The sequence below is a fragment of the Aeromonas sobria genome (assembly GCF_006243315.1).
Classification (GTDB): Bacteria; Pseudomonadota; Gammaproteobacteria; order Enterobacterales; family Aeromonadaceae; genus Aeromonas; species Aeromonas sobria_A.
In genome coordinates this window covers 75,308-96,778 of sequence record NZ_NKWE01000063.1, presented here as the reverse complement: position 1 = coordinate 96,778, position 21,471 = coordinate 75,308, and the positions used below count along the sequence as shown (strand labels likewise).

The following is a 21,471-nucleotide window of genomic DNA, read 5'->3' as shown; positions in this document are numbered from 1 at the left end:
GGAGCCCAGACTGGTATAGGCAGAGCCGTCCAGCGCCTTGGGGTCCTGCTTGAGCGCCAGCTCCAGCTTGGCCTTGGCCTCTTTCACCAGACCCAGTGCCCCCAGTCCCCCTTTGGCCCCCGCCCATGTGCTCTTGACGATGGCAGACCAGATCAGCAGATCGGCGCGAAACGGCTCCTTGGCGCTGGCCGCTTCGGCCTGGGTGCTCAGGGTCTCAAGGCAACCCTCTTTCGCCTTGCCGGTCTGCTGATACTGGCAGACGGCCCACTGTTGCTGGATGGGCGCGAGGGCATCATCCGCGGCCATGACCGAGGTGGATCCCAGCAGGATGGCGATGGCACAAGAGGTAACTGATTGACGGAAAACCTTCATATTAATGCTCCTTCTTGGTCGGGATCGGGCGGGACAAGTCTGGTTGTGGCGCACTGTTGGTGCTGGCATCAGTCGTCCTTGGCTGAAGATGACGGGCATAACGTTTGATAATCGGCAGCTGTCTGGCCAGTGCCTTGTCGACTATGCCCGGCAGCAGGGCATTGAGCCGCACGAACAGTTTTTCCGGCCAGCCGAGCCAGCTGCGGCGAGTTTCGTTGCACAGGGCGATGATGGCCTCTTCGGCTACTTCCTGCGGGCTGTCGGTCTGGGTGCCCAGCGCCGCATTCATCTCGTAGGCAGCTTCCGAGTTGAGTTTGGTGCGGGTAGCGCGGGGGGCGAAGTGCAGCACTTTGATGCCGCTGCCCTCTAGCTCCCGACCCAACGCTTCGCTAAAGCCGCGCATGGCAAATTTGCTGGCGCAGTAGACGCTGTAACCGGGGTAGCCGATGCTGCCCAGGCTCGAACCCATGTTCATGATGATCCCCGGCTTGCGCAATCTGGGCAGCAGGGCGCGGGTGAGCTGGATCGGTGCCTCGATATTGAGCAGCAGCTGGCGCTCCACCTGTTCAAAGCTCTGATCTTCCAGCCAGGCAAACTGGTTGCAGCCGGCGTTGTTGATCAGGATGTCGATCCCGTTCTCCAGCGCCGGGTGTTGCAACAGCTTGGCCCGATCCTGGGCAGAGCCGAGATCGGCGAGCACTACCTGATGGCGCTCGGGATGAGGCAGCGCTTTGCACAACCGCTCCAGCGCCGGACCGCGGCGGCCGTGCAGCAGCAGGTGGGCCCCCTGGGCCGCCAGCTCCTGCGCCAGCTCTTCGCCTATGCCACCGCTGGCGCCGGTGAGCAGCACGAGTTTCCCTTCAAGCTTCATGGTGTGGGTTCCCTTTTTGCTGTCTGCTGATCCGCTGCCCATTTACGAAGTGGCGGTGAGGTTGTAGAGCATCTCGCCATAGAGGCGGTAGACCACCTTGGCCCCGTGGATGATGGCCGCCTGATCCGCCGGGCTTTCGACCCGATCCATCAGCGATTCAAAGAACTTGAGGTGTTCCTGATCCAGGGTGCCGTGGGAGCTCAGGTAGCTCATCGCTTGCGGCGGCAGGCCGAGACCCTTTTTCAGCTGGTCGGCGACAGTGAGGGCGATGGCCACGCTGGTGCCTTCCAGTACCTGCACCATGCCGAAGAAGCCCATGGGGTTGCCGCGCTGGATCTGGTCGTAGAGGAAGGCCATCATCAGCTCGATGGGCAGCCCCGGCTGGCCGTAGCGCACCGCCTCGGCATCGCCGCCACAGGCGCGGATATCATTGAGGATCCACTCCTGATGGCCATACTCCTCGTCGATGTACTCGGCAATGGCGCCACGCACCCACTCGTACTCCTGACCCAGCTTGCCGCCGGTGGCCATCAGCAACGGAACGGTCTGGCGCACGTGGTAGTAAGCCTGCGCCAGAAAGGCGAGATAGGTGTCACGGCTGATGTCGCCACGGCGGCAGGCTTCGATGATGGGGGCGTTGAACAGATGCTCGCGCTCACTGGCAGTGGCTTGTTGCAGAGTCTGGTAGAAGCTCATGATGATTCTCCGGTAAGGCATTGGCTAATTTGCTGGGAAAAGTGTTGGTAAATTTCGTTGCGACGGGGGCGTCCGTTGGCGGTCAGCAGCCCGGGATGTTGATCCAGTGCGACCGGTAACCAGTGGTGCAGCCGGGCATAATCGGGTAAACGGCTGTTCAATCCTTCAATCTGGTGGGGCAGGTCGGCTTCGGCTCCCGGCAGTGGCTGGATCAGCGCCACGTTGGCGGGCTGACCATCGCCAAAGACCACGATGCGGGCGATGGCGGGGCAGAGCTGGGCTTCGGCTTCCACCCACTCCGGTGAGAAGTTGCGGCCAAAGGCGGTGATCTGGACATTCTTCTTGCGCCCGGTGATATGGAGGTAGCCGTCATCATCCAGATGACCCAGATCGCCAGTGGCGATCTGCATGGCAGAAGGTTCGCCAGTGGCAATCTGTTCGGGAGTTGGTTCGTTGCTGCCGAGATACCCCAGCATGGCGCTGCCGCTCACCAGGATTTCGCCGTCGATGGCGATGGTGACCTGACAGTGTGGCAGGGGGCGGCCCACGCTGCCGGGCTTGTCAGCATCCGGGCTGTTGAGCGCCACCACTGAGCCGCACTCCGAGAGGCCATACCCCTCATACACAGGCAGGCCAAGCTGGCGAGCATGAGCGATAAGGTCGGGGGCCACTTTGCCGCCACCGACCGCAATAAAGCGCAATCCCTTGAGCTGCTGGAGCAGCATCGGCGTGCTGGCACACAGCGCCAGCAGCAGGCGCAGCAGTTCGGGCACCAGCACCAGACTGTGGGTCGGCCAGCGCAGCAGGGCTTCTCCCAACATGGCCGGGTTGAGCGAGCTGGAGCCGCTGAAGCCGAGTTCTGCCAGCGACGGGATGCGGCTGCAGGCGCCGGTCAGCAGCGGCACATAGAGGCCGGTGATGTTCTCAAGCAGGGTCGCCAGCGGCAGCAGGGTCATGTGTTTTTCCACCTTGGCTGGAGCGACTCGCTCGGCCAGCGCGGCGCTCACCGCCATCATCCGGGTCAGTGACAGGCAGACGCCCTTGGGCTGGCCCGTGGTGCCGGAGGTGTAGGTGATCTTGGCGGTGCCCTTGGGCAGTGCCGGTCGACTGGCCGGGGTGTGGCGCCACAGTGGCAGCTCGCCAGTGATCAGCGAAAGGTGCTTTGCGGCATGCCAGCCCTGATGATGGGGGCCCACCAGCGCATCGGCGCCGCTGCTCTCCAGCAACCACTCTTGCTGGGCCAGGCTGAAGAAGTGGGGCACCGGGATGACCACGATTCCCGCCTTGCTACAGGCCAGATCCATCAACGCCCAGGGCAGGCCGTTATCCAGTTGCAGGGCCAGACGGCTGACCCCCGCCTGCTCCAGTTGGCTGGCCAGACGCTGGATCTGTTGCCACAGGGTCTGATAATCCAGACGCTGCTGGCTGCTCAGCAGCGCAGGGGATTGCGGATTCTCGCGGGCATGTTTGGCGATGGCGTCGAACAGGCTCATTGGGCGCACCTTTTTTGATGGGTCTGGTTGTCACTGCTCTCGCTGGCATCGTCAAACAGGGTCGGCATGGGGGCCAGCAGATTGAGCAGCAGGCTGCTCTGGGCCAGCACCTCGCGCCCCTGATTGATGTCACCCACCATCACCTTGGGTTGGCAGCGGTAGTATTCGCCCCAGGCATCGGCGTCGGCACCCACCTGATGGGCCTCTGCGAGAGCCAGCTCCACCGGATTAAGTTGCAGCCGGGCAAAACTGTTGCGCAGCTTGGCGGTGCCGGTAAAGACCACGTAGTCGAGGGCGTTCTCACACAGCAGACGACACAGCGCCGCAAACATCAGGCGGGCATTGCCCGGTTCGCTGCAGGCCAGATTGCCCACTTCGATAATGCGGTTGCGTGCCGGATAGACCCCGAGGCGGGTGTTGATGGCAGCCTCGATAGGTTGCTCCAGATACTGTTCCAGATAGAGAGGCCCCTCACTGGCATGATTGAGACCACAGGCGCCGACCAGCGTCCCGTCCGCCCGATAGAGCCCCAGCAAACAGGGCAGAAAATGGGGGATGCGGGCGTTGAACTCGAGGGTGTAGGCGGCCTGGATATAGGTTTGCAGCGCCATGACCTGCTGCGGGGAGTTAGCTAGCAGCAACCGGTAGGGGGCTTGGATCTCGATGGTCATGGGTGACTCCTTCTCTTGCGATGGGTTTAGAGTAAAAGGGCAAACTTAAGAAACCCTTAAGGAGCCAAAAAGATTCGGCAAACCATACCGGCTGAACAGTGTTGAAAAACAGTTGCCAGCGGCAGGCATGGCAGGCAATCTGCGCCGCTGTCACTGTTGAGGAACCGCCATGTCATCCACCGTCTGCTGCCCCTTGTGTGCCAGCCCCCGAGCCTACCCCCTGCCGGTGGCAGGCAAGCGCTATCATCGCTGCCTCGCGTGCGAGCTGGTCTGGCTGGACGAGGCGGACCATCTGAATGAGGCGGAGGAGAAGGCGGTCTATGACGGTCACGACAACCGGGTGGATGATCCCCGTTATCGCTCTTTTCTGATGCGGGCTTTTGGCGAGGTGTTGAGTCGGGTAGCGACCCCTGCCTGCGGCCTCGATTTTGGATGTGGCCCGGGCCCTGCGCTGGTGGCGATGGGGCGCGAGGTGGGTTACCAGATGGCGGGCTATGACAAGTTCTACGCCGATTTTCCCGAATTGTTGGCGCGCCAGTACGACTTCATCACCAGTACCGAGGTGATCGAGCATATCGCCGCGCCGCGCGCAGTGCTGGAGCAGTTGTGGGCCTGTCTCAAACCCGGTGGCCTGCTGGTGCTGCAGACCCAGCGGGTGCTCAGTGACGAGCGGTTCAAGAACTGGCGCTATCGCCACGACCCGACCCACATCGTCTTCTTTGCCGAGGCATCGTTTCAGGTGTTGGCCGTCAGCTGGCAGGCCGAGCTCAGCTTCCCCCACGCCGATGTGGCGGTATTGCAGAAAGGCACGCCGTGAGGCGTGCCTTCGTCTTTTACTCGGCGGTTTCTTGCTCGGCTCTACTCCTTGTAGCCCTTGTCCTGCCACTGGTAGTACATCAGCGCCGACTTGACGCCAATTGACTTGAACGGCTCTGGCGGCAGCCACATCGGCAGGGTCTGCTCCGCGTGGTTGAACCAGGGATGCTCCTTGCCCTGATAGAGGCTGGCCACTATGTCGCCAAACAGGAAGGAGAGGTTGATGCCGTGGCCGTTGTAGCCGAGGGCGTAGTAGATGTTCTGGTGATCCCCCATCACTCCCACCGCTTCGGTGCTGTCGCCGGTCATGCCGAGCACCCCGTCCCACACCTGTTCAAATTTGATCCCCTTGAGGGCCGGATAGAGGGTCACCAGCTCGGTCATCATCATCTCGCTGACCCGGTTGAGGTCGCCCTTGTAGTTGAGGCCGTCGTTGAAGACGTACTCGGCATTGCCGCCGCCGATGACGATGCGGTTATCCGGGGTCAATACCAGATGGAACAGGATGTTGCGGGTGTCGTAGTAGGGCACCCGGCTCTGCCACTGGATGGCGGCCAGCTGCTTTTTGCTGAGCGGCTCGGTGACGGCGCTCTGGGCGTGCACCGGAAAGACCCGACCGCTGAAGTAGCCAAGCTTGGAGGTATAGCCGTTGGTTGCCAGCACTATGCTGTCGGCGGTCACCTTGTAGTTGTCGGCCACGTTCAGTTCGATCTGCTTGCCCTCCTTGATCCCCATTACCGGGCTCTGCTCATAGATGGTGACGCCCGCCTGCTCCACCGCCTTGCGCAGGGCGTTGACCAGTTTCATGGCGTGTACCTGGCCGCCATTGGGGTCGTAAACCGCCCCCACGTAGCGGTCGGTGCCGAGTTTTGCCTCTGTGGTATCGGCGTTCCAGTACTGGAGCGGGATGCCGAGGCGATTGGCGGTTTTCACATAGTCGCGGTACTCGGGGATATCCTCCTCATCGAGGATCGCCTCCACATAACCATCGAGCTTGAGATCGGCCTCGACGCCGGTTGAGGCAACCAGCGCCTGCAGCTTGCGCATGCTGGCGACGGTGAGATCGTAGTGGCGCTTGCTCGCTTCCCCCTCTTCGTCGAGATCCATCACCTCGGAGCCCGGCAATACCATACCGCCGTTGCGGCCTGAGGCGCCACTGCCCACCTGCTTGGCTTCGAAGATGGCGATCTTGAGCGACGGATTGGCTTTGGCCAGATGCCAGGCGCTGGAGAGGCCGCTGTAGCCGCCACCTATGATGGCTATATCCACCTTCATGTCTTGCGCCAGCGGGGCACTCTCCGCTGTCGGTTTCTCCTTGAACCAGTAACTGGTGTTGGGCTCAAAGTCGCTCATTTTGGGGCCGCAGGCGGCGAGAAAAAAACAGCTGATGCACATGGTCAACGCTCGTTGGCAAAGGGTGGTCGGATTCATCTTCTACTCCGGTTACAGATACAAAATGTCAAATCATTCAATCGGGTTGGGCGGTATTGACCCGGCGGCCTATGTCTCGCAGCCGGGCCAGCTGATCGGCAAGACCGGGCCCTTCATCTAGGCTGGTGACGAAGTTCCAGAGGTAGGTCATCACAGCATAGACATGGCCTGCCGAGACCTGGGGCTGGGCTATTAGCATGGTGATGGCCAGCAGGAACAGCAGAGAGGCGCTGATACCGACCGCCAGAAAGGCGAGTGCCTCCCGATCCGAAATCCGGATGCGCAGCCAGGCCAGCGCGCGGTAGTGGCGGGAGAGGCTGGCTGACTGGGCATGAGTGACCAGCTTGACCTCGTGTTCCAGTCGATCGTTGAGCCGCTCGTGCAGCAGCTGGTTCTTGCGCGAAAAGCCGGGCAGCAGCAGGCCGAACAGCAGCAATACCCCCATGCAGGCGATGCCGACCCAGAACTCGATCACCATCAGCATCACGGCCGCCCCGACGATGGAGATCAGGCTGGTCGCCAGGATCGGGATATGTTTCTCGAAGAAGTCGACAAACTCCCGCGCCAGGGTGACCCGCGCCACTATGGTGGATTGCCGCTCCTGTTGCTGGCGCTGGGTCAGGATCACCGGTACCGCCAGTGCCGCATAGATATGGGTAAAGGTGCGGGTATCGACAGCCCGGCGCAGGGCGCCGATCAGCCAGAACAGCAGCACGATCAGGGCGTAGCTTGAAGCCTGCCACCACTGCCCCTTGACGATGGCATCGATGGCAAAGCCGGCGAACAGGGGATAGACCACCAGCAGGATGTTTTCGAGGGCCACCAGCGAGAAGGTGCCCGTCAGCTTGAGGGGATTGGCCCGCGCAATCGCCCCCAGCGAACGACCGGCCGAGTGTGGCAACGGCGTGGCCTGCTCGTTGCAACTGGCTGCCGAAGTGGTTGGTGTTGTCATGGGTTATCTCCTAAGATGTCGGAAACGCCAAGTTTGAGCGAGTGCTCAAAGTTTGTTTGAGCGACCGCTCAAAGTCAAGCAGGTCGATTGATATCGCAGGAGGTCAGATGGCACGCCCATCAGCAGAACAGCGTAAAGAGATGATCATCGAGGCCGTACTGGCCCTGTTTCGAGAGAAGGGGATGGCGGCATCGTCTACCCGTGATATTGCCGAACGCACCGGTCTGGCACGCAGCCACGTCTACCACTACTTCAAGGATTGGAAGGAGCTTTGCCTCTGCGCCGTGGAGCGTTTCACCAGTCAGGAGATAGCCGAGCAGCGGCAGTGGTTGCTGCCGCTGCCCGCCCGCGAAGCGTTGCCGCTGTTCGTGCGGGACAATTTGCCGACCAGTCAGGATGCTTCCTGGGCCATCTATCTCGATGCATGGAACGAGTCGCTGCGCGATCCGGTATTTGCCGAGAGTTACCGCAAGACCATTCAGGCGTGGCGCGAGGTGCTGGAGCAGATCCTGCAAAAGGGGATCGACAGTGGCGAGTTTGTGGCGGGCGATGCCCGGCGACTGGCGCGCCAGATCACCTCGCTCATCAACGGCTATGCCGATGACCTCATTCTGGAGCCGACCCCCGAGACGGTAGAGGCCACTTATCAAGAGATCATGCAGGTGGTCAATCAGCTGGTCTTGCCCCCGGCCCACTCATAGCGGCGCAGGAAAACAAGGGAGGGGAGGCATGCCAGCGTGGTGCCTCCCCCGGTTTTGTTGGCTATCCGCCGGGCGCGCGATGGCCAGATACCAGGGAGCGGTTGTTGATGTCGATTACCCATTTGTCACTGCAAGATGCCCGTCATCTGCAACTGGCGGCGCAGGGACTGCTTGCCCCCCGTCGCAGCAAGGCGACTCCGGCAGATTTGCTGGCTACGATTCGCCGCATGGCGCTGCTGCAGATCGATACCATCTCGGTGGTGGCCCGCAGCCCCTATCTGGTGCTGTTCAGCCGGCTTGGCCACTACGAACCGCGCTGGCTGGAGCAGCTTTTGGCCGATGGCGAGATCTTCGAATATTGGGCTCACGAGGCCTGCTTTGTGCCCCACGAGGATTACCGGCTGTTGCGCCACCGGATGCTCGATCCCGCCGCCATGGGCTGGAAGTTTTCAGCCAACTGGCTCGTCAGCCATCAGCAGGAGATTGGCCAGCTTATCGAGCGCATTCGTCAGCATGGCCCGGTGCGGGCGGCTGACTTTGAACGCAAAGAGGAGAAGGGTAATGGCTGGTGGGACTGGAAACCGGAGAAGCGCCATCTGGAGGTATTGTTTACCACCGGTCAGCTGATGGTGCGGGAGCGGCGCAACTTTCAGCGGGTCTATGACCTGGCCGAGCGGGTCATCCCCGAGTGGAGCGACCAGCGGGATCTGCCGAGCGTTGCAGAGGCGCAGCGGGATATGGTGCGCGCCAGCTGCCGGGCGCTGGGGCTGGTCAAAACCGGCTGGGTGGCGGACTACTACCGGCTGCGGCGTGGCAAGTATGATGTCCTGCTCCATCAGCTGGCGGACCAGGGTGAGCTGTTACCGGTGCGGGTGGAGGGGTGGCAGCACGGTGCCTTTGTGCACGCCTCGCTGGCCGATGAGCTGGCAAGGGCACAGGCGGGCACCCTCAAGGCGACTCATACCACCGCCTTGTCGCCATTCGACCCGCTGGTGTGGGATCGCAAACGGGCTAGCGAGCTGTTCAACTTCGACTATCGCATCGAGTGCTATACCCCGGCCCCCAAGCGTCAGTACGGCTACTTCGTGCTGCCCTTGCTCCATCGCGGCAAGCTGGTGGGCAGAATGGATGCCAAGGCCCATCGCCAGCAGGGGGTGTTCGAAATCAAGAGCCTCTATCTGGAAGCCGGGGTGAGAGTGACCCGCACCCTGGCACAGGATCTGGCGAAAGCGCTGCACAAGCTGGCTGACTGGCACCAGACACCGCAGCTTCGTTATGGTGCCATTCCGGCCAATTTGCTGGCGTTGTGGCATGAAGGTGCCCTTGCAAAGTGAGGTCTATCCCTGCTGGGCTAAGCTGCAAGGGGGATAAACAGTTCGGGAGCGGGAGATGAAACGAGCGGGAACATGGTGGGCGGGATTGGCGATGGCCATCTTGTCCCCTGCGCTATGGGGGCAAGAGCCGCCAGTGAAGATCTGTCTGGGGGAGGGCAACGAGTGGGCCCCCTTTACCTATTGGGAGCGCAAGGACGGGGTGCCCGATACCAGCCGCCTCACCGGCTCGGCCACCACGCTAGTGCTCGATGCCTTGCAAAAGGGCGGATTGTCACACCAGATCAGCTATTTGCCCTGGGCGCGAGTGCAGCAGGAGCTGGCGGATTATCGCCAGAATGGTCTGTGTGAGCTGACCTGGGATGCCAGCTACAAGCCGGAGCGGGCCGAGTTTGCCTTCTACAGCGTGCCCCTCTATTACACCCACCTCGGTTTCTTCTATCTCAAGCGCCGTTTCCCCGAGCCACCGGATCTGCAAACGGTCAATCGCGCCCGGGTGTGCGGGGTGATCGGCTACAACTACACCCCCTATGGGTTGGCGCAGGAGCCACGCCGGGTCAAGCAGCTGCAGCAGGCACTGGACATGATGGGGCGGGATCGCTGCGACTTTCTGCCGAGTGAAATAGAGCCGCTGATGAGCGGCATCAGCCTTGGCATCTACCACAGCGAGAACGGGTTGCTGCATCTCGCCCATCCCGGTCGCAAGGGATTTTATCTGCTGGTGAGCAAGGGCTCACCGCGCGCCCATGAGCTGGTGAACACCCTCAATCAGGCGCTGGTAGCGTTTCAGGAAGGGGGGCAGGCCGACGAGGTGATGCGCCGTTTCTTGTTACCGATGGAGTAACCACGAACAGCGGCCGTCACTATGGGGAGCAGATGAACAGAGGGCCAGCCGGTGCAAACCGGCTGGCCCTCTTGGTTATAGGCTGGGTTACGAGGTGAGTCGTCAGGCAGCCAGACGGGTCAGCACCTTCACCAGCAGCTCGATACGCGGGGCAATGCTGGCCAGATCCAGATACTCCTCGTCACTGTGGAAACCGGCGCCGATGGGGCCGAGGCCATCCAGTGTCGGGATGCCGAGGGCGGCGGTCAGGTTGGCATCGGAGCCGCCCCCTACCTCCTGCCAGCTGATTGGCAGATCCAGTTCGGCACCGCACTCCTCCACCAGCTGCATCAGTGCCTGAGTGCCCTCTGACGGCACCATGGCCGGTTTGTGGGCCTCACGGGTCAGCCGGATGGTGACGCCGTCCAGATGGGGACGCTCGACCAGGGTGAGCAGATGATCGTTGATCTGCTGGTACTCCTGATTGTCCCAGAAACGCACATCCACCACGGCGCTGGCATGGGCTGGCACTATGTTGGCGCCGTTGCCCCCCTCGACAACACCGATGTTGAGGGTGGTGCCGCTCTCGAAGTTGGTCAGGGCGTTGATGGCCAGGATCCAGTGACCCAACTCGGTGATGGCGCTGCGTCCTTTCTGCGGCTCGTTGCCAGCGTGAGCCGCCTTGCCGGTGAAGTCGATGCGATAACGGGCCATCCCCTTGCGCGCCTTGACCAGCGAACCGTCGGCGCGGGCCGCTTCGGCCACCAGCACCTGTTTCGCCTGTTTGGCCACCGCTGCCAGCCAGTCGCTGGAGTGCAGGGAGCCGATCTCTTCATCAGGGTTCATGCAGACGCAGATGCTCAGGCGATCGCGCACCTCGCTGGGCAGTTCACGCAGGGCGTAGACGATGTTGAGCAGGCCGGATTTCATGTCGGAGACACCGGGGCCGTAGGCGCGCTCGCCATCGACGCTCATCGGGCGGGCAGCGGCGGTGCCGAGCGGGAAGACGGTATCCATATGGCCGATCAGCATCACATCGATCTGCGCTGCATCAGGCTGGTTGCGGATCTCCAGCCCCACTCCGGCGACGCCGCAGTCGACCCGTTTGATCTGCCAGCCGCCCATGGCTTCATATTTGGCGGCCATCAGGTCGGCCACTGCCGCAATGCCCGGCTGGTGCAGGGAGCCGCAATCCAGATTGATCAGCGGGGCCAGTTCGGCCAGGTATTGATCCAGAGAAAAAGTCATTGATTGCTCCACTATCAGGTCCGGGGTTAGAGAAGGATGTTCATCACCAGCATGGCGCCGAAGGCGTTGAGTACCGAGATGGCGACCATGATGGGGATGTAGCGCCCTTCGGTGCCGATACAGCCGATGATGCGGCCCATGTACTGCACCTGGGAGCCCATCAGGTAGATGGCCGGAGCCAGAATGGCGATGTGGGTGCCGTTGAGGATCCCCTGATCGAACAGGGTAATGACCACGCCGACCGCGCCGCCCATCGACATCCAGGCGCCGATCAGCACGGCTGCCGCCTCACCGGGCAAGCCGAAGATGGCCATGATAGGTGCAAAAATGGCACCCATGGCATCCAGCGCGCCGGTGATCTGCAGCGCCTTGATGATGACGAAAGCCATCAGCACGTTGGGGACGGTGGAGGTGGTGGCGATGACCCAGCCCTTTTTGGCCCCTTCGACGAAGATATCGGTGACGATGGGTTTTTTGACGTTGGCCTGGCTCATTTGGCTTGCTCCTGAGTGTTGAGAGTCTGCGGGGTGTTGCTGCTATCGACGTGCTTGCCTTCGGTCATGTTGAGATAGACCCGGAACAGGTTGGCACCGACAAACTTGAAGGCGAACATCACAATAACCGCCAGACCGATGGAGGAGCTGACCGCCGGGCTGCCGTCCGCCAAAGTCAGGGTGAACAGCACGGCGCCGGAGGAGAAGAAGTTGACTATGGTGGCACCCGCGGAGAACTGGAACATGGTGAATACGTCGGTTTCGCGCTTGGTGATCAGCCCTTCATCCTTGAGCTGGCGGGTCATGGCGGCACCGGCATCGGTACTCTGCAGGGAGGCGATCAGCGCCAAACCGGTATTGCCGGGGATCCCCATCAGCGGACGCAGCAGCGGGGTCAGCAACTTGCGGGCTGCTTCCAGCGCGCCGTAGTGCTCCAGTACGTTGATCATGCCGAGGGCGAACATCACGGTAGGGATCAGGGTCAGGGCGAACAGGAAGCCATCACGGGCACCGTTGCCCCCCTTGCCGCGCATGTCGGTCATGGCGGTCTTGATGCCGTCACCGTTCTCGCTGACGCTCTGCACCATGGTGCCGAACGAACCGTTCAGCGTGGTGAAATCGAAAACCCCGTACCACTCGCCAGATTGCAGCAGCCCCGAGAAGAAGACCACGGCAAAGGCCAGTGCCAAGTAACTGCCTATGCTCACCGAGCGTGTTTTATCCGTCATCATTAAGCTCCATATGAATAATTATTTAATCTGAGTAATTATGATTGATATGGATATCAATAAATTGACGATGGTCAAAAGGGTTTGCTGCAGATGATGAGTGTATTGGTGTTATGTGACGGAGATCGTGATATGTCTGGGCGATAATATTGTTTTTATCGAATTTGTTGAGTGAATAAAAAGCAGGGCTGGATCGCGGGGCAATAAAAAACCGGGCACTGGGCCCGGTTTGGTCAATCAGTTAGATGCTGGTGATTACTGGAATACCAGCACCATCAGCAGACCGACGGTAATGGCAGATACCAGGAAGGCAAAGCCATAGAACACATAGTGGTGCAGCTTGGTGGTGTGGATCCCCAGATCGTGCAGACCGTGGTAGATACGGTGCATGCCGTGCCAGATGGGCAGGGCTATGATCACCAGCAGGATGCAGGCACCCCACCAGGAGCTGGCGAACTCGAGTACACGTTCGTAGCTCATGGTCTCTACGTCCATGATACCCATGGGTACCAGCAGACCGGTGATGAGGACAATGACCGGCAGCAGCATGGCAACGACCATGCCACCCGCACCAAACAGACCCCAGTAAATTGGTTCGTCAGAACGTCTCATGATTTTTCCTCAAATCATCGTTAACAGGGATTTCGTGGCCCACGTTGCCGGGTCGCGGTGATGGGCGCCAAACTGGCACCCAACACGTGGCTCGTCAGAACGTGTAATGGTTTTCTCCTCAGGCCACGATGATCAGGACGAGCAGGGATACCACCGCCAGCGCCACATATTGGACGAGTACGATCGGTTTCTCAGGCACCAGGTCTTCACCACGGAAGATACGCATGGCTTTCGGCGCCAGGGCGAACCAGGTCTTGGCATGGAACAGGCACGCCGCCAGGGCGATGACATGGAACAGGATGGCGATCGGGCTTTGCAGGGATTCCAGCCAGCCGTTGAACGCTTCCTGACCCTGAACCAGACGCATCAGGCCCCACATCAGCACGACGGCATAGATGGAGACGAAGATACTGGTGCCTTCACGGATCATGTAACTGGTGTAAAAGGAGCTCTTTAGCCACCAGTCTTTCTTCATTTCGCGGACGTAAGGCTTACGTTTGCTATTGGTGTTGTTCATGGTCTCATTCCTGATCTCAATCTGGCTTGAACATGGCGATCATGTAGTCCTTGGCGCTTTCGACCTTGCCAAGCTGGATGGCTGCGGCCGGATCCACACCTTTCGGGCAGACTACCGAGCAGTAGCCAACGAAGGTACAACCCCAGACGCCTTCGTCCTGGCTGATGATCTTCATCCGCTCTTTGGACGCGCCATCGCGGTTGTCGGCGTTGTAGCGATAGGCCAGAGCCAGTGCTGCCGGACCGGTGAACTGCTTGTTGATGCCATATTGCGGGCAGGCTGCATAGCACAGACCACAGTTGATGCACTGGGAGAACTGGTGATACTTGGCCATTTCAGCAGGGGTCTGCTTGTATTCGCCATCACACAGGCTGCGCGGTTCGCTCGGGATGATGTAGGGCTTGATGCTCTCCAGCTTCTCGATGAAATCGGACATGTCGACCACCAGGTCACGCTCAATCGGGAAGTTGTTGAGCGGCTCGATAGTCATCTTGCCTGGCAGATAGTCGCGCAGGAATGCTTTACAACCCAGCTTGGGTACACCGTTGACCATCATGCCGCAAGAGCCGCAGATCGCCATCCGGCAGGACCAGCGGAAGCTCAGGGTAGAGTCCAGGTGATCCTTGATGTATTGCAGGGCATCCAGCAGAGACATCTCTCTGAGGTACGGTACCTGGAAGGTCTGCATCCAGGGTTCATTGTCCTGCTCCGGGCGGTAGCGCAGGATTTCAATTTCAATCATCTCAGCCATTCTTCTTAGCCTCGTCTTGTTTCTCACCTTCGGAACCGTACACGCGTTTGGCCGGTTGGGATTTAGTGATCTTCACATCGGAATAATCGATGGTCGGGGCGCCTTCCGGTGCGTAGAAGGAGAGAGAGTGCTTGAGGAAGTTCACGTCATCACGCTCTTCGTAACCATCCAGACGCTGGTGGGAACCACGAGACTCTTTACGGTTGATGGCGGAGTGAGCCATGGCTTCGGCCACGTCCAGCATGTAGCCCAGTTCGATGGCGTACAGCAGGTCGGTGTTGAAGACAGAGGACTTGTCGTTGATCTTGACCTTCTTGTAACGGGCTTTCAGCTCGTTAATCTTGTCAATGGTGCCTTGCATCAGCTCTTCGGTACGGTAGATACCGACACCGGCTTCCATGGACAGGCCCAATTCGTTGCGGATATCCGCCGGATTTTCGGTACCGTCGATGTCCATCAGCGAGAGGTGCTGTTTGATCAGCGCTTCGGCTTTGGCGAGCAGTGCTTCGGTATTGCCGTGTTGCTGAGTCGCTGCGAATTCGGCAGCCTGTTCACCCGCCAGCTTGCCGAATACCACGATCTCGGACAGCGAGTTGGAACCCAGACGGTTGGCACCGTGCAGACCTACAGAAGCACACTCGCCTGCGGCGTAGAGGCCAGGCATGCGGGTTGCGCACTTGTTGTCAGTCTCGATACCACCCATGGTGTAGTGGGCAGTCGGACGTACCGGGATCGGCTCTTTGGCCGGATCCACACCCACGTAGGCCTTGGCCAGTTCGCAGATGAAAGGCAGACGCTCTTTCAGGTACTTCTCACCCAGGTGGCGCAGGTCAAGGTGAACCACGTCGCCCATCGGGCCCTGGATCACGCGGCCTTTTTGCTGCTCTTGCCAGAATGCCTGAGAGAGACGGTCGCGTGGACCCAGCTCCATGTGCTTGTTTTTTGACTGGCCAATCGGCGTTTCCGGGCCCAAGCCGTAGTCTTGCAGGTAACGGTAGCCATCTTTGTTCAGCAGAACACCACCCTCACCACGGCAACCTTCGGTCATCAGGATACCGGTGCCAGGCAGGCCGGTCGGGTGATACTGGACGAACTCCATATCACGCAGCGGTACGCCGTGACGATAAGCCAGTGCCATACCATCACCGGTGACGATGCCACCGTTGGTGTTGTAGCGGTAAACACGACCTGCGCCACCGGTAGCCATAATCACGGATTTGGCCTGGATGAAACGGGTGATGCCGTTCTGGATATCAAAGGTCAGCACGCCTTGCACACGGCCATCATCCACGATCAAATCGAGACAGAAGTGCTCATCGAAGCGCTTGATGGTCGGATATTTGATAGAGGTCTGGAACAGGGTATGCAGAATGTGGAAACCGGACTTGTCTGCTGCAAACCAGGTGCGGGGGATCTTCATTCCACCAAAAGGACGCACGTTGGCTTTGCCATCCGGCTTGCGGCTCCAGGGGCAACCCCAGTGCTCAAGTTGGACCATCTCTTTGGTCGCGTTGTTGACGAAGTAGTCGACCACGTCTTGCTCGCACAACCAGTCACCACCGGAAACGGTGTCATTGAAGTGGTTTTCGAGGGAGTCGTCATCGCGAACTACGCCTGCAGCACCGCCTTCCGCAGCCACTGTGTGACTACGCATCGGATAGACTTTTGAAATCAGGGCGATTTCGAGTTCCGGATGGGCTTCTGCAATGGCGATAGCGGCACGCAGGCCAGTACCACCGGCACCGATGATGGCAACATCGGTCTTGATAATATCCACATCTGCCTCCTTAGGGATAGATTTGCTGGGCACAATTTTGCTCTATGAAAAAAATTCAGGCTTGATGCAAGTCAAACTGCTAGGTTTTAGTCCGTTTTTCTTACTGGTTTTTTTGTAAAACACCCAAATCCCTGGATGAAAATGTCGTTATTATCGCCATTTATGGTGTTGCTGAGCAGTTAAACACCTTGCTATGAATACTTTAACCCCAAGATTATACGTAGTTTTCTTTCAACAAAATGCGAATCGCCTCTCTTTTTAGGTATTTTCAAAAAAATTTTAAGTTTTTAATTACGCCACTCACTTGACAATAATTATCATTTGTATTTGCCATGAAAATAAGTAATCCAATGTTGACCATCAAGCAGGGGCTTAAGGCTACAAGTGGATAATGAGAGCCGTGATGTCGCAGGAAATTGGTAGCGGACAGGATCTTGGGTCGAAGATCACAATTAGTAGAATTTGTGGGTCACGGATGAAAAATGGTCATCTGCAGTTTGTTATATTGGCAACTCAATTGGCAACCCATCTTAGTAAATAGTTGTTAAATAACATAATAACCAAGGTGATATGGAAATGAATAATAACTTTATCAAAGGCAGCTTGGCTCTGACCTTGCTTGCTGCACTGACTGGCTGCAATTCCTCTGCCAATGGCGTCATTACGCCCTGCACCGAAAATGTCTGCAAGCTGACCATACTGCACACCAACGATACCCACGGCCGTTTCTGGCACAACGCAGAAAACGAGTACGGCATGGCAGCCCAGAAGACCCTGGTCGATCGACTGCGTGCCGAGGCCAAGGCCGCTGGCAGCGAGGTGCTGTTGCTCTCTGGTGGTGACGTTAACACCGGGGTGCCTGAATCGGATCTGCAGGATGCCGAGCCAGATTTCATGGCGATGAACAGCATTCGCTACGACGCCATGGCGGTGGGCAACCATGAGTTTGACAACCCCCTCAGCGTGCTGGAAAAGCAGCGCAAGTGGGCCCAGTTCCCCATGCTGTCGGCCAACATCTACGACAAAGCCAGCGGTAAGCACTATTTTGACCCCTACAAGGTGTTCACGCTGGAGAGTGGTCTCAAGGTCGCTGTATTGGGCCTGACCACCGAGGATACTGCCCAGTTGGTGGATCCTGATAACGTGAAAACCCTGGAGTTTCGCGATCCGACCAGCGAAGCGGCCAAACTGGGTCAGCAGCTCCGCAGCAATAAGGAAGCCGATCTGGTCTTCGCCATCACCCATATGGGCCATTACGAGAATGGTCAGCATGGCAGCAATGCACCGGGTGATGTAGAGATGGCTCGCGCCCTTCCTGCGGGTACCCTTGATGCCATTATTGGTGGCCATTCCCAGAATCCGGTCTGTATGGAGCCGAGCACGATCAACAAGTACGCCAATTTTCAACCGGGTGATACTTGCCAGCCGGATCAGCAGAAGGGCACCTGGATCATGCAGGCTTACGAGTGGGGCAAATATGTGGGCCGTGCTCAATTTGACTACCAAAATGGCAAGTTGACCCTGACCAGCTATGAGCTGATCCCGGTCAACCTTGTCAAGCGTAACGCTAAGGGCGAGCCTATTGACAACCAGGGCAAGGCCACATTAAATCCAGCTTTGATGCAGTGGGTGCAAAAAGAGATTACCAAGGATCCTGATCTCTATCGCACGCTACAGAAATACCAAGATAAAGGTCAGCAGGAACTCAATGTGCTCATAGGTTCTACCGACGCCCAGCTGGTCGGTGATCGTAACTCGGTTCGCAATAAGCAGACCAACCTTGGGCGTCTCATCACCACTGCCACCAGCAGCAAACTGGCTGTCGACTTTGGCATCGTCAACTCTGGTGGTGTGCGTGACAGCATCCCTGCCGGTGATATCACCTATCGCAGCGTGCTGTTGGTTCACCCCTTTGGCAACACGGTGAACAAAGCGGTTTTGAAGGGGAGCGATCTGGCGACCTATCTGGGTAAGGTAGCTACCAAGACCCGCAACACCGGTGGTTATGCCCAGTTTGGTGGTATCAAGATGGCGGTAGACTGCCAGGCCAAGAGCGTCAATATCATCAGCGTTGGTGGCAAGGCCTTCGATCCGGCTGCGACCTACAGCTTCGCCATCCCGAGCTTCAGCGCCTCTGGTGGTGACGGTTATCCGAAGATCGATACCATCAACGCCGGGCTGGTGGATGCCGCTGTGCTGAAGGAGTACATCGAGATCAAGAAGGTCATCAATGTGGCTGATTACCAGCCAGCCAACGAAGTGAGCTACCTGAACTCCACTTCTAACGAAGGGTGTAACTGATTCGTTATCGGGGTTTGTCGTCCCTTACGCAGCCCTAAAGAGCAGCCAGTGGTCTGTCTCTGATATACAGAAATCCCCAAGTATCACTTGGGGATTTTTTTCGCCTTGTTGCTCTTGCGTGACCTGAAGCTTTTATCACTCTTCATCAAGGTTCTGACATGGCGGTCACTGATTGGTCGAGTATGGCTGCCTGGCCCTATTTACATGGCTTTTTAAGTCGAGTTGCATCACAGGCTGGCGGCGATGCGGGCGCCGAGCGCTGCATTGTTCAGCACCAGCTGGATATTGGCGGCGAGCGAGTTGCCGCCGGTCAGCTCACAGACGCGGGCCAGCAGGAAGGGGGTCGAAGCCTTGCCCTTGATCCCCTGCTCGTCCGCTTCACGCAGCGCCTGGGCAATGGCCGCATCGATATCGGCCTTAGGCATGGCGTGCTCAAACGGGATGGGGTTGGCCACCACGGCGCCACCCGTCAGCCCCAGCTCCCACTTGAGGCGCAACGCTTCGGCGATGGTAGCCGGGGTATCGAGCCGGTAATCAACCTTGAAGCCGCTCTCGCGGGTGTAGAAGGCGGGCAGCTCGCCCGTTTGATAGCCGATCACCGGCACCCCTTGTGTCTCCAGATACTCCAGGGTCAGCCCGATATCGAGGATCGACTTGGCCCCCGCACATACCACGGCCACCGGCGTCTGCGCCAGCTCCTGCAGATCCGCCGAGATATCGAAGGTCTCCTGCGCGCCGCGATGTACCCCGCCGATGCCGCCGGTGGCAAAGACCCGGATCCCCGCCATGGCGGCGATGATCATGGTGGAGGCGACCGTGGTGGCCCCCATCCCCTTGCGTGCCAGCACGAACGGAATGTCGCGGCGGCTGCACTTGGTTACGTCGTGACCAGCCCGGCCCAGCGCTTCCAGCGCACCCGCATCGAGACCCACCTTGAGGCGGCCGTCGAGGATGGCGATGGTGGCCGGAATGGCGCCGTTATCGCGCACCACCTGCTCCACCTGACGGGCCGTCTCCACGTTCTGCGGATAAGGCATGCCGTGGGAGATGATGGTGGATTCGAGGGCAACGACCGGTTTGCCGGCAGCCAGCGCGGCAGCAACTTCCGGTTGGATATCGAGGTGAGCGTTCAGCATGAGTATTCCTCCAGTATGCGGTCAACGGCGGTCTTGCTCAGACCGGAAAAAACGGTATCGGAACAATTGACGGTGAGGGCGGCGCAGCCCAGGGCAAAGCGGGTGGTTTGGGCAATGTCGAGCTGTTGCAGCCAGGCGTGGGCGAGGCCAGCCATAAAGGCATCCCCGCCGCCGGTGACGTTGAGCACCGGACTGCCCAGCACCGACAGGTGACCCTGCTGCTCGCCATCGCTGTAGAAGATCCCCTGTTCACCCAGACTGAGGAACAGTCGCTTGACCCCGGCGCGGTGGAACCAGGCGGCCACCATGGGCCAGGTTTCGGGCCCGGCGATGGTCATGCCGCACAGCTGCTCGGCTTCGCTGCGATTGGGTTTGAGGGTGTGGATCTTGCCGAGCCAGGGGCGGATCTTCTCCACTTTGGCCACCGAAACGGTATCGACAAAGATGGCGTGCTCACCTTGCCGTTCAAACAACCAGTCGAGGGTATGGATAGCCAGATTGGTGTCGAGCACCCAAAGCCGGGCACCACCGAGAAAGCCTGCGAGGGGGGTCAGGCGGGCTGGGGTGAGCTGCTCTATGATGGCCATGTCGTTGATGGCGCAGCTCATTTCGCCGCTACCATCATGCAGGCTGAGATAGCAGGAGGTGGCGTGACCATCGAGCACCAGAGTCTGGCGTACATCGACGCCGGCCCGCTGGCTCACCTCCAATAGATGGTGGCCATACTGGTCGTTGCCGACCGCGGTCAGCAACCGGGTATCGCTGCCGAGCCGTGCCAGATTTTCGGCGATATTACGGCCGACACCGCCCGCCGAGGTGCGCACCTTGCCCGGGTTGGAGTCGCCGAGCAGCAGGTTGTCGTGGCTGGTGCCGCAAATATCCATATTGGCACCGCCGATCACCACTACGTAGGGGCCTTCTCGCAGTACATAACCTCTGCCTTGCACATACCCCTGCCGGATCAGGCTTGAGATGTGGCTGGCCAGCGCAGAGCGGCTGATGCCGAGGCGATCGGCCAGATCCTGCTGGGCAATCATGGGGTCCTGGCGTAGCAGGGCGAGGATCTCTTGTTCACGCGTCGTCATAGATAACTATCCATTTACAAACGTTTGTCTATTATTTCCGATAAACGTTTGCTGGCTATCGGGTTATCCAAAATTTGTCGGTTGGCGCACAAAAAACCGCCATTCGTGATGGGTTGGCGAGCGGTTGAGCCGGGCGGGGTACTTTTAACGGGTCGGTGGCCCCGTTGCTGCTTATAATGGCCGCCGCAAGATGAGGAGAGATGATGGAAAAGAGTGCATTCTGCTGCGTGGGGCTGGTCAATCCCAAGTCCCCGGAAAATGTCGGCTCCGTGATGCGGGCTGCGGGTTGCTACGGGGTGGACGAGGTCTACTACACCGGCAACCGCTTCGAGCTGGCGCGCCGCTTTGCCACCGATACCAAGCAGATGGTGGAGAAGATCCCGCTGCTGGGGGTGGATGATCTGATGGCATTTATCCCGCAGGGATGCGTGCCCGTGGTGGTCGATTTGATCAACGGCGCCACGCCGCTTCCCGACTATGTCCACCCGGAGCGCGCCTTTTATATCTTCGGGCCGGAGGATGGCACCCTGGATCCCGCGCTCTACGGGGCGGTGCAAGATGTGGTCTATGTACCGACTCAGGGCTGCATGAATCTGGCCGCCTCGGTCAATGTGATCCTCTATGACCGCTTGGCGAAGGGCTATCGAGGGAGATAGCGCCAATAC

Annotated in this window: 21 protein-coding genes and 1 pseudogene; 6 read left to right on the top strand and 16 right to left on the bottom strand. The window is 59.3% G+C overall.

What is annotated here, in order from left to right:
* The 5 genes and pseudogenes from CF137_RS19540 to CF137_RS19520 all read right to left on the bottom strand — a co-directional run.
* Positions 1-372 (bottom strand): annotated as a pseudogene (locus tag CF137_RS19540) (hypothetical protein); the annotation flags it as partial.
* A 1-nt stretch (position 373) separates the two neighbouring features.
* Positions 374-1,243, bottom strand: a complete 870-nt coding sequence (locus CF137_RS19535) for an SDR family oxidoreductase (protein WP_139721099.1) — start codon at positions 1,241-1,243, stop codon at positions 374-376.
* Positions 1,244-1,285: 42 nt separating this feature from the next.
* Positions 1,286-1,939: a TenA family transcriptional regulator gene (locus CF137_RS19530; RefSeq protein ID WP_139721097.1), complete on the bottom strand. Its 654-nt coding sequence runs from the start codon at positions 1,937-1,939 to the stop codon at positions 1,286-1,288.
* Entirely contained in the window at positions 1,936-3,432 is a 1,497-nt protein-coding gene (locus tag CF137_RS19525; protein ID WP_139721095.1) for an AMP-dependent synthetase/ligase, read from the bottom strand. Before CF137_RS19525 ends, CF137_RS19530 begins: the two co-directional genes overlap by 4 nt.
* Entirely contained in the window at positions 3,429-4,103 is a 675-nt protein-coding gene (locus CF137_RS19520) for a thermostable hemolysin (protein ID WP_139721093.1), read from the bottom strand. The genes CF137_RS19525 and CF137_RS19520 overlap by 4 nt, the downstream gene beginning before the upstream one ends.
* A 169-nt stretch (positions 4,104-4,272) precedes the next feature.
* Here CF137_RS19520 and CF137_RS19515 point away from each other — a divergent pair, with 169 nt between their 5' ends.
* Positions 4,273-4,920, top strand: a complete 648-nt coding sequence (locus CF137_RS19515; RefSeq protein WP_139721091.1) for a class I SAM-dependent methyltransferase — start codon at positions 4,273-4,275, stop codon at positions 4,918-4,920.
* Positions 4,921-4,961: 41 nt separating this feature from the next.
* On the opposite strand, the gene CF137_RS19510 is transcribed toward CF137_RS19515, so the two are convergent.
* Together CF137_RS19510 and CF137_RS19505 are read right to left on the bottom strand one after the other, a co-directional pair.
* The gene (locus CF137_RS19510; protein WP_139721089.1) at positions 4,962-6,350 is read right to left on the bottom strand and encodes an NAD(P)/FAD-dependent oxidoreductase; all 1,389 of its coding nucleotides are present in this window, start codon (positions 6,348-6,350) and stop codon (positions 4,962-4,964) included.
* A 37-nt stretch (positions 6,351-6,387) separates the two neighbouring features.
* Positions 6,388-7,302, bottom strand: a complete 915-nt coding sequence (locus CF137_RS19505) for an ABC transporter six-transmembrane domain-containing protein (protein WP_139721083.1) — start codon at positions 7,300-7,302, stop codon at positions 6,388-6,390.
* Positions 7,303-7,409: 107 nt separating this feature from the next.
* Between CF137_RS19505 and CF137_RS19500 the strand changes: the two genes are divergently transcribed.
* The 3 genes from CF137_RS19500 to CF137_RS19490 all read left to right on the top strand — a co-directional run bounded on the left by CF137_RS19500 (position 7,410) and on the right by CF137_RS19490 (position 10,178).
* Positions 7,410-8,003 (top strand): TetR/AcrR family transcriptional regulator, encoded by a 594-nt coding sequence (locus CF137_RS19500; RefSeq protein ID WP_139721081.1) that lies wholly within the window; start codon positions 7,410-7,412, stop codon positions 8,001-8,003.
* A gap of 107 nt (positions 8,004-8,110) precedes the next feature.
* Positions 8,111-9,337 carry a winged helix-turn-helix domain-containing protein gene (locus CF137_RS19495; protein ID WP_139721079.1) on the top strand — a complete coding sequence of 409 codons (1,227 nt, stop codon included), beginning with the start codon at positions 8,111-8,113 and terminating at the stop codon, positions 9,335-9,337.
* A gap of 91 nt (positions 9,338-9,428) precedes the next feature.
* Complete coding sequence (locus CF137_RS19490) at positions 9,429-10,178, top strand: substrate-binding periplasmic protein (protein WP_139721113.1); 750 nt, start codon at positions 9,429-9,431, stop codon at positions 10,176-10,178.
* Between the two features lie 102 nt (positions 10,179-10,280).
* On the opposite strand, the gene CF137_RS19485 is transcribed toward CF137_RS19490, so the two are convergent.
* The 7 genes from CF137_RS19485 to frdA form a co-directional block, all read right to left on the bottom strand.
* Positions 10,281-11,405 carry a M20 family metallopeptidase gene (locus CF137_RS19485; protein WP_139721077.1) on the bottom strand — a complete coding sequence of 375 codons (1,125 nt, stop codon included), beginning with the start codon at positions 11,403-11,405 and terminating at the stop codon, positions 10,281-10,283.
* A gap of 26 nt (positions 11,406-11,431) precedes the next feature.
* Entirely contained in the window at positions 11,432-11,899 is a 468-nt protein-coding gene (locus CF137_RS19480; RefSeq protein WP_139721075.1) for a YjiG family protein, read from the bottom strand.
* Entirely contained in the window at positions 11,896-12,627 is a 732-nt protein-coding gene (locus CF137_RS19475) for a nucleoside recognition domain-containing protein (RefSeq protein ID WP_069526405.1), read from the bottom strand. Before CF137_RS19475 ends, CF137_RS19480 begins: the two co-directional genes overlap by 4 nt.
* 255 nt (positions 12,628-12,882) lie before the next feature.
* Positions 12,883-13,239 carry a fumarate reductase subunit FrdD gene (gene frdD, locus CF137_RS19470; protein WP_042034677.1) on the bottom strand — a complete coding sequence of 119 codons (357 nt, stop codon included), beginning with the start codon at positions 13,237-13,239 and terminating at the stop codon, positions 12,883-12,885.
* 118 nt (positions 13,240-13,357) lie between these two features.
* A complete protein-coding gene (locus CF137_RS19465) occupies positions 13,358-13,756 on the bottom strand; it encodes a fumarate reductase subunit C (RefSeq protein ID WP_042020381.1) in 399 nt (132 codons plus the stop codon).
* Between the two features lie 16 nt (positions 13,757-13,772).
* Complete coding sequence (locus CF137_RS19460) at positions 13,773-14,507, bottom strand: succinate dehydrogenase/fumarate reductase iron-sulfur subunit (protein ID WP_042020382.1); 735 nt, start codon at positions 14,505-14,507, stop codon at positions 13,773-13,775.
* On the bottom strand, positions 14,500-16,284 hold the full coding sequence (frdA, locus tag CF137_RS19455) for a fumarate reductase (quinol) flavoprotein subunit (RefSeq protein ID WP_042020383.1): 1,785 nt from the start codon (positions 16,282-16,284) through the stop codon (positions 14,500-14,502). The genes CF137_RS19460 and frdA overlap by 8 nt, the downstream gene beginning before the upstream one ends.
* A 576-nt stretch (positions 16,285-16,860) precedes the next feature.
* On the opposite strand from frdA, the gene ushA reads away from it, so the two are divergent.
* Positions 16,861-18,585 carry a bifunctional UDP-sugar hydrolase/5'-nucleotidase UshA gene (ushA, locus tag CF137_RS19450; RefSeq protein ID WP_139721073.1) on the top strand — a complete coding sequence of 575 codons (1,725 nt, stop codon included), beginning with the start codon at positions 16,861-16,863 and terminating at the stop codon, positions 18,583-18,585.
* 227 nt (positions 18,586-18,812) lie between these two features.
* On the opposite strand, the gene CF137_RS19445 is transcribed toward ushA, so the two are convergent.
* Both CF137_RS19445 and CF137_RS19440 read right to left on the bottom strand, forming a co-directional pair.
* Positions 18,813-19,721 carry a pseudouridine-5'-phosphate glycosidase gene (locus CF137_RS19445; RefSeq protein WP_139721071.1) on the bottom strand — a complete coding sequence of 303 codons (909 nt, stop codon included), beginning with the start codon at positions 19,719-19,721 and terminating at the stop codon, positions 18,813-18,815.
* Positions 19,715-20,806: a PfkB family carbohydrate kinase gene (locus CF137_RS19440; RefSeq protein ID WP_139721069.1), complete on the bottom strand. Its 1,092-nt coding sequence runs from the start codon at positions 20,804-20,806 to the stop codon at positions 19,715-19,717. The genes CF137_RS19445 and CF137_RS19440 overlap by 7 nt, the downstream gene beginning before the upstream one ends.
* Positions 20,807-21,009: 203 nt before the next feature.
* On the opposite strand from CF137_RS19440, the gene CF137_RS19435 reads away from it, so the two are divergent.
* On the top strand, positions 21,010-21,462 hold the full coding sequence (locus tag CF137_RS19435) for an RNA methyltransferase (protein WP_139721111.1): 453 nt from the start codon (positions 21,010-21,012) through the stop codon (positions 21,460-21,462).
* Positions 21,463-21,471: the final 9 nt, after the last annotated feature.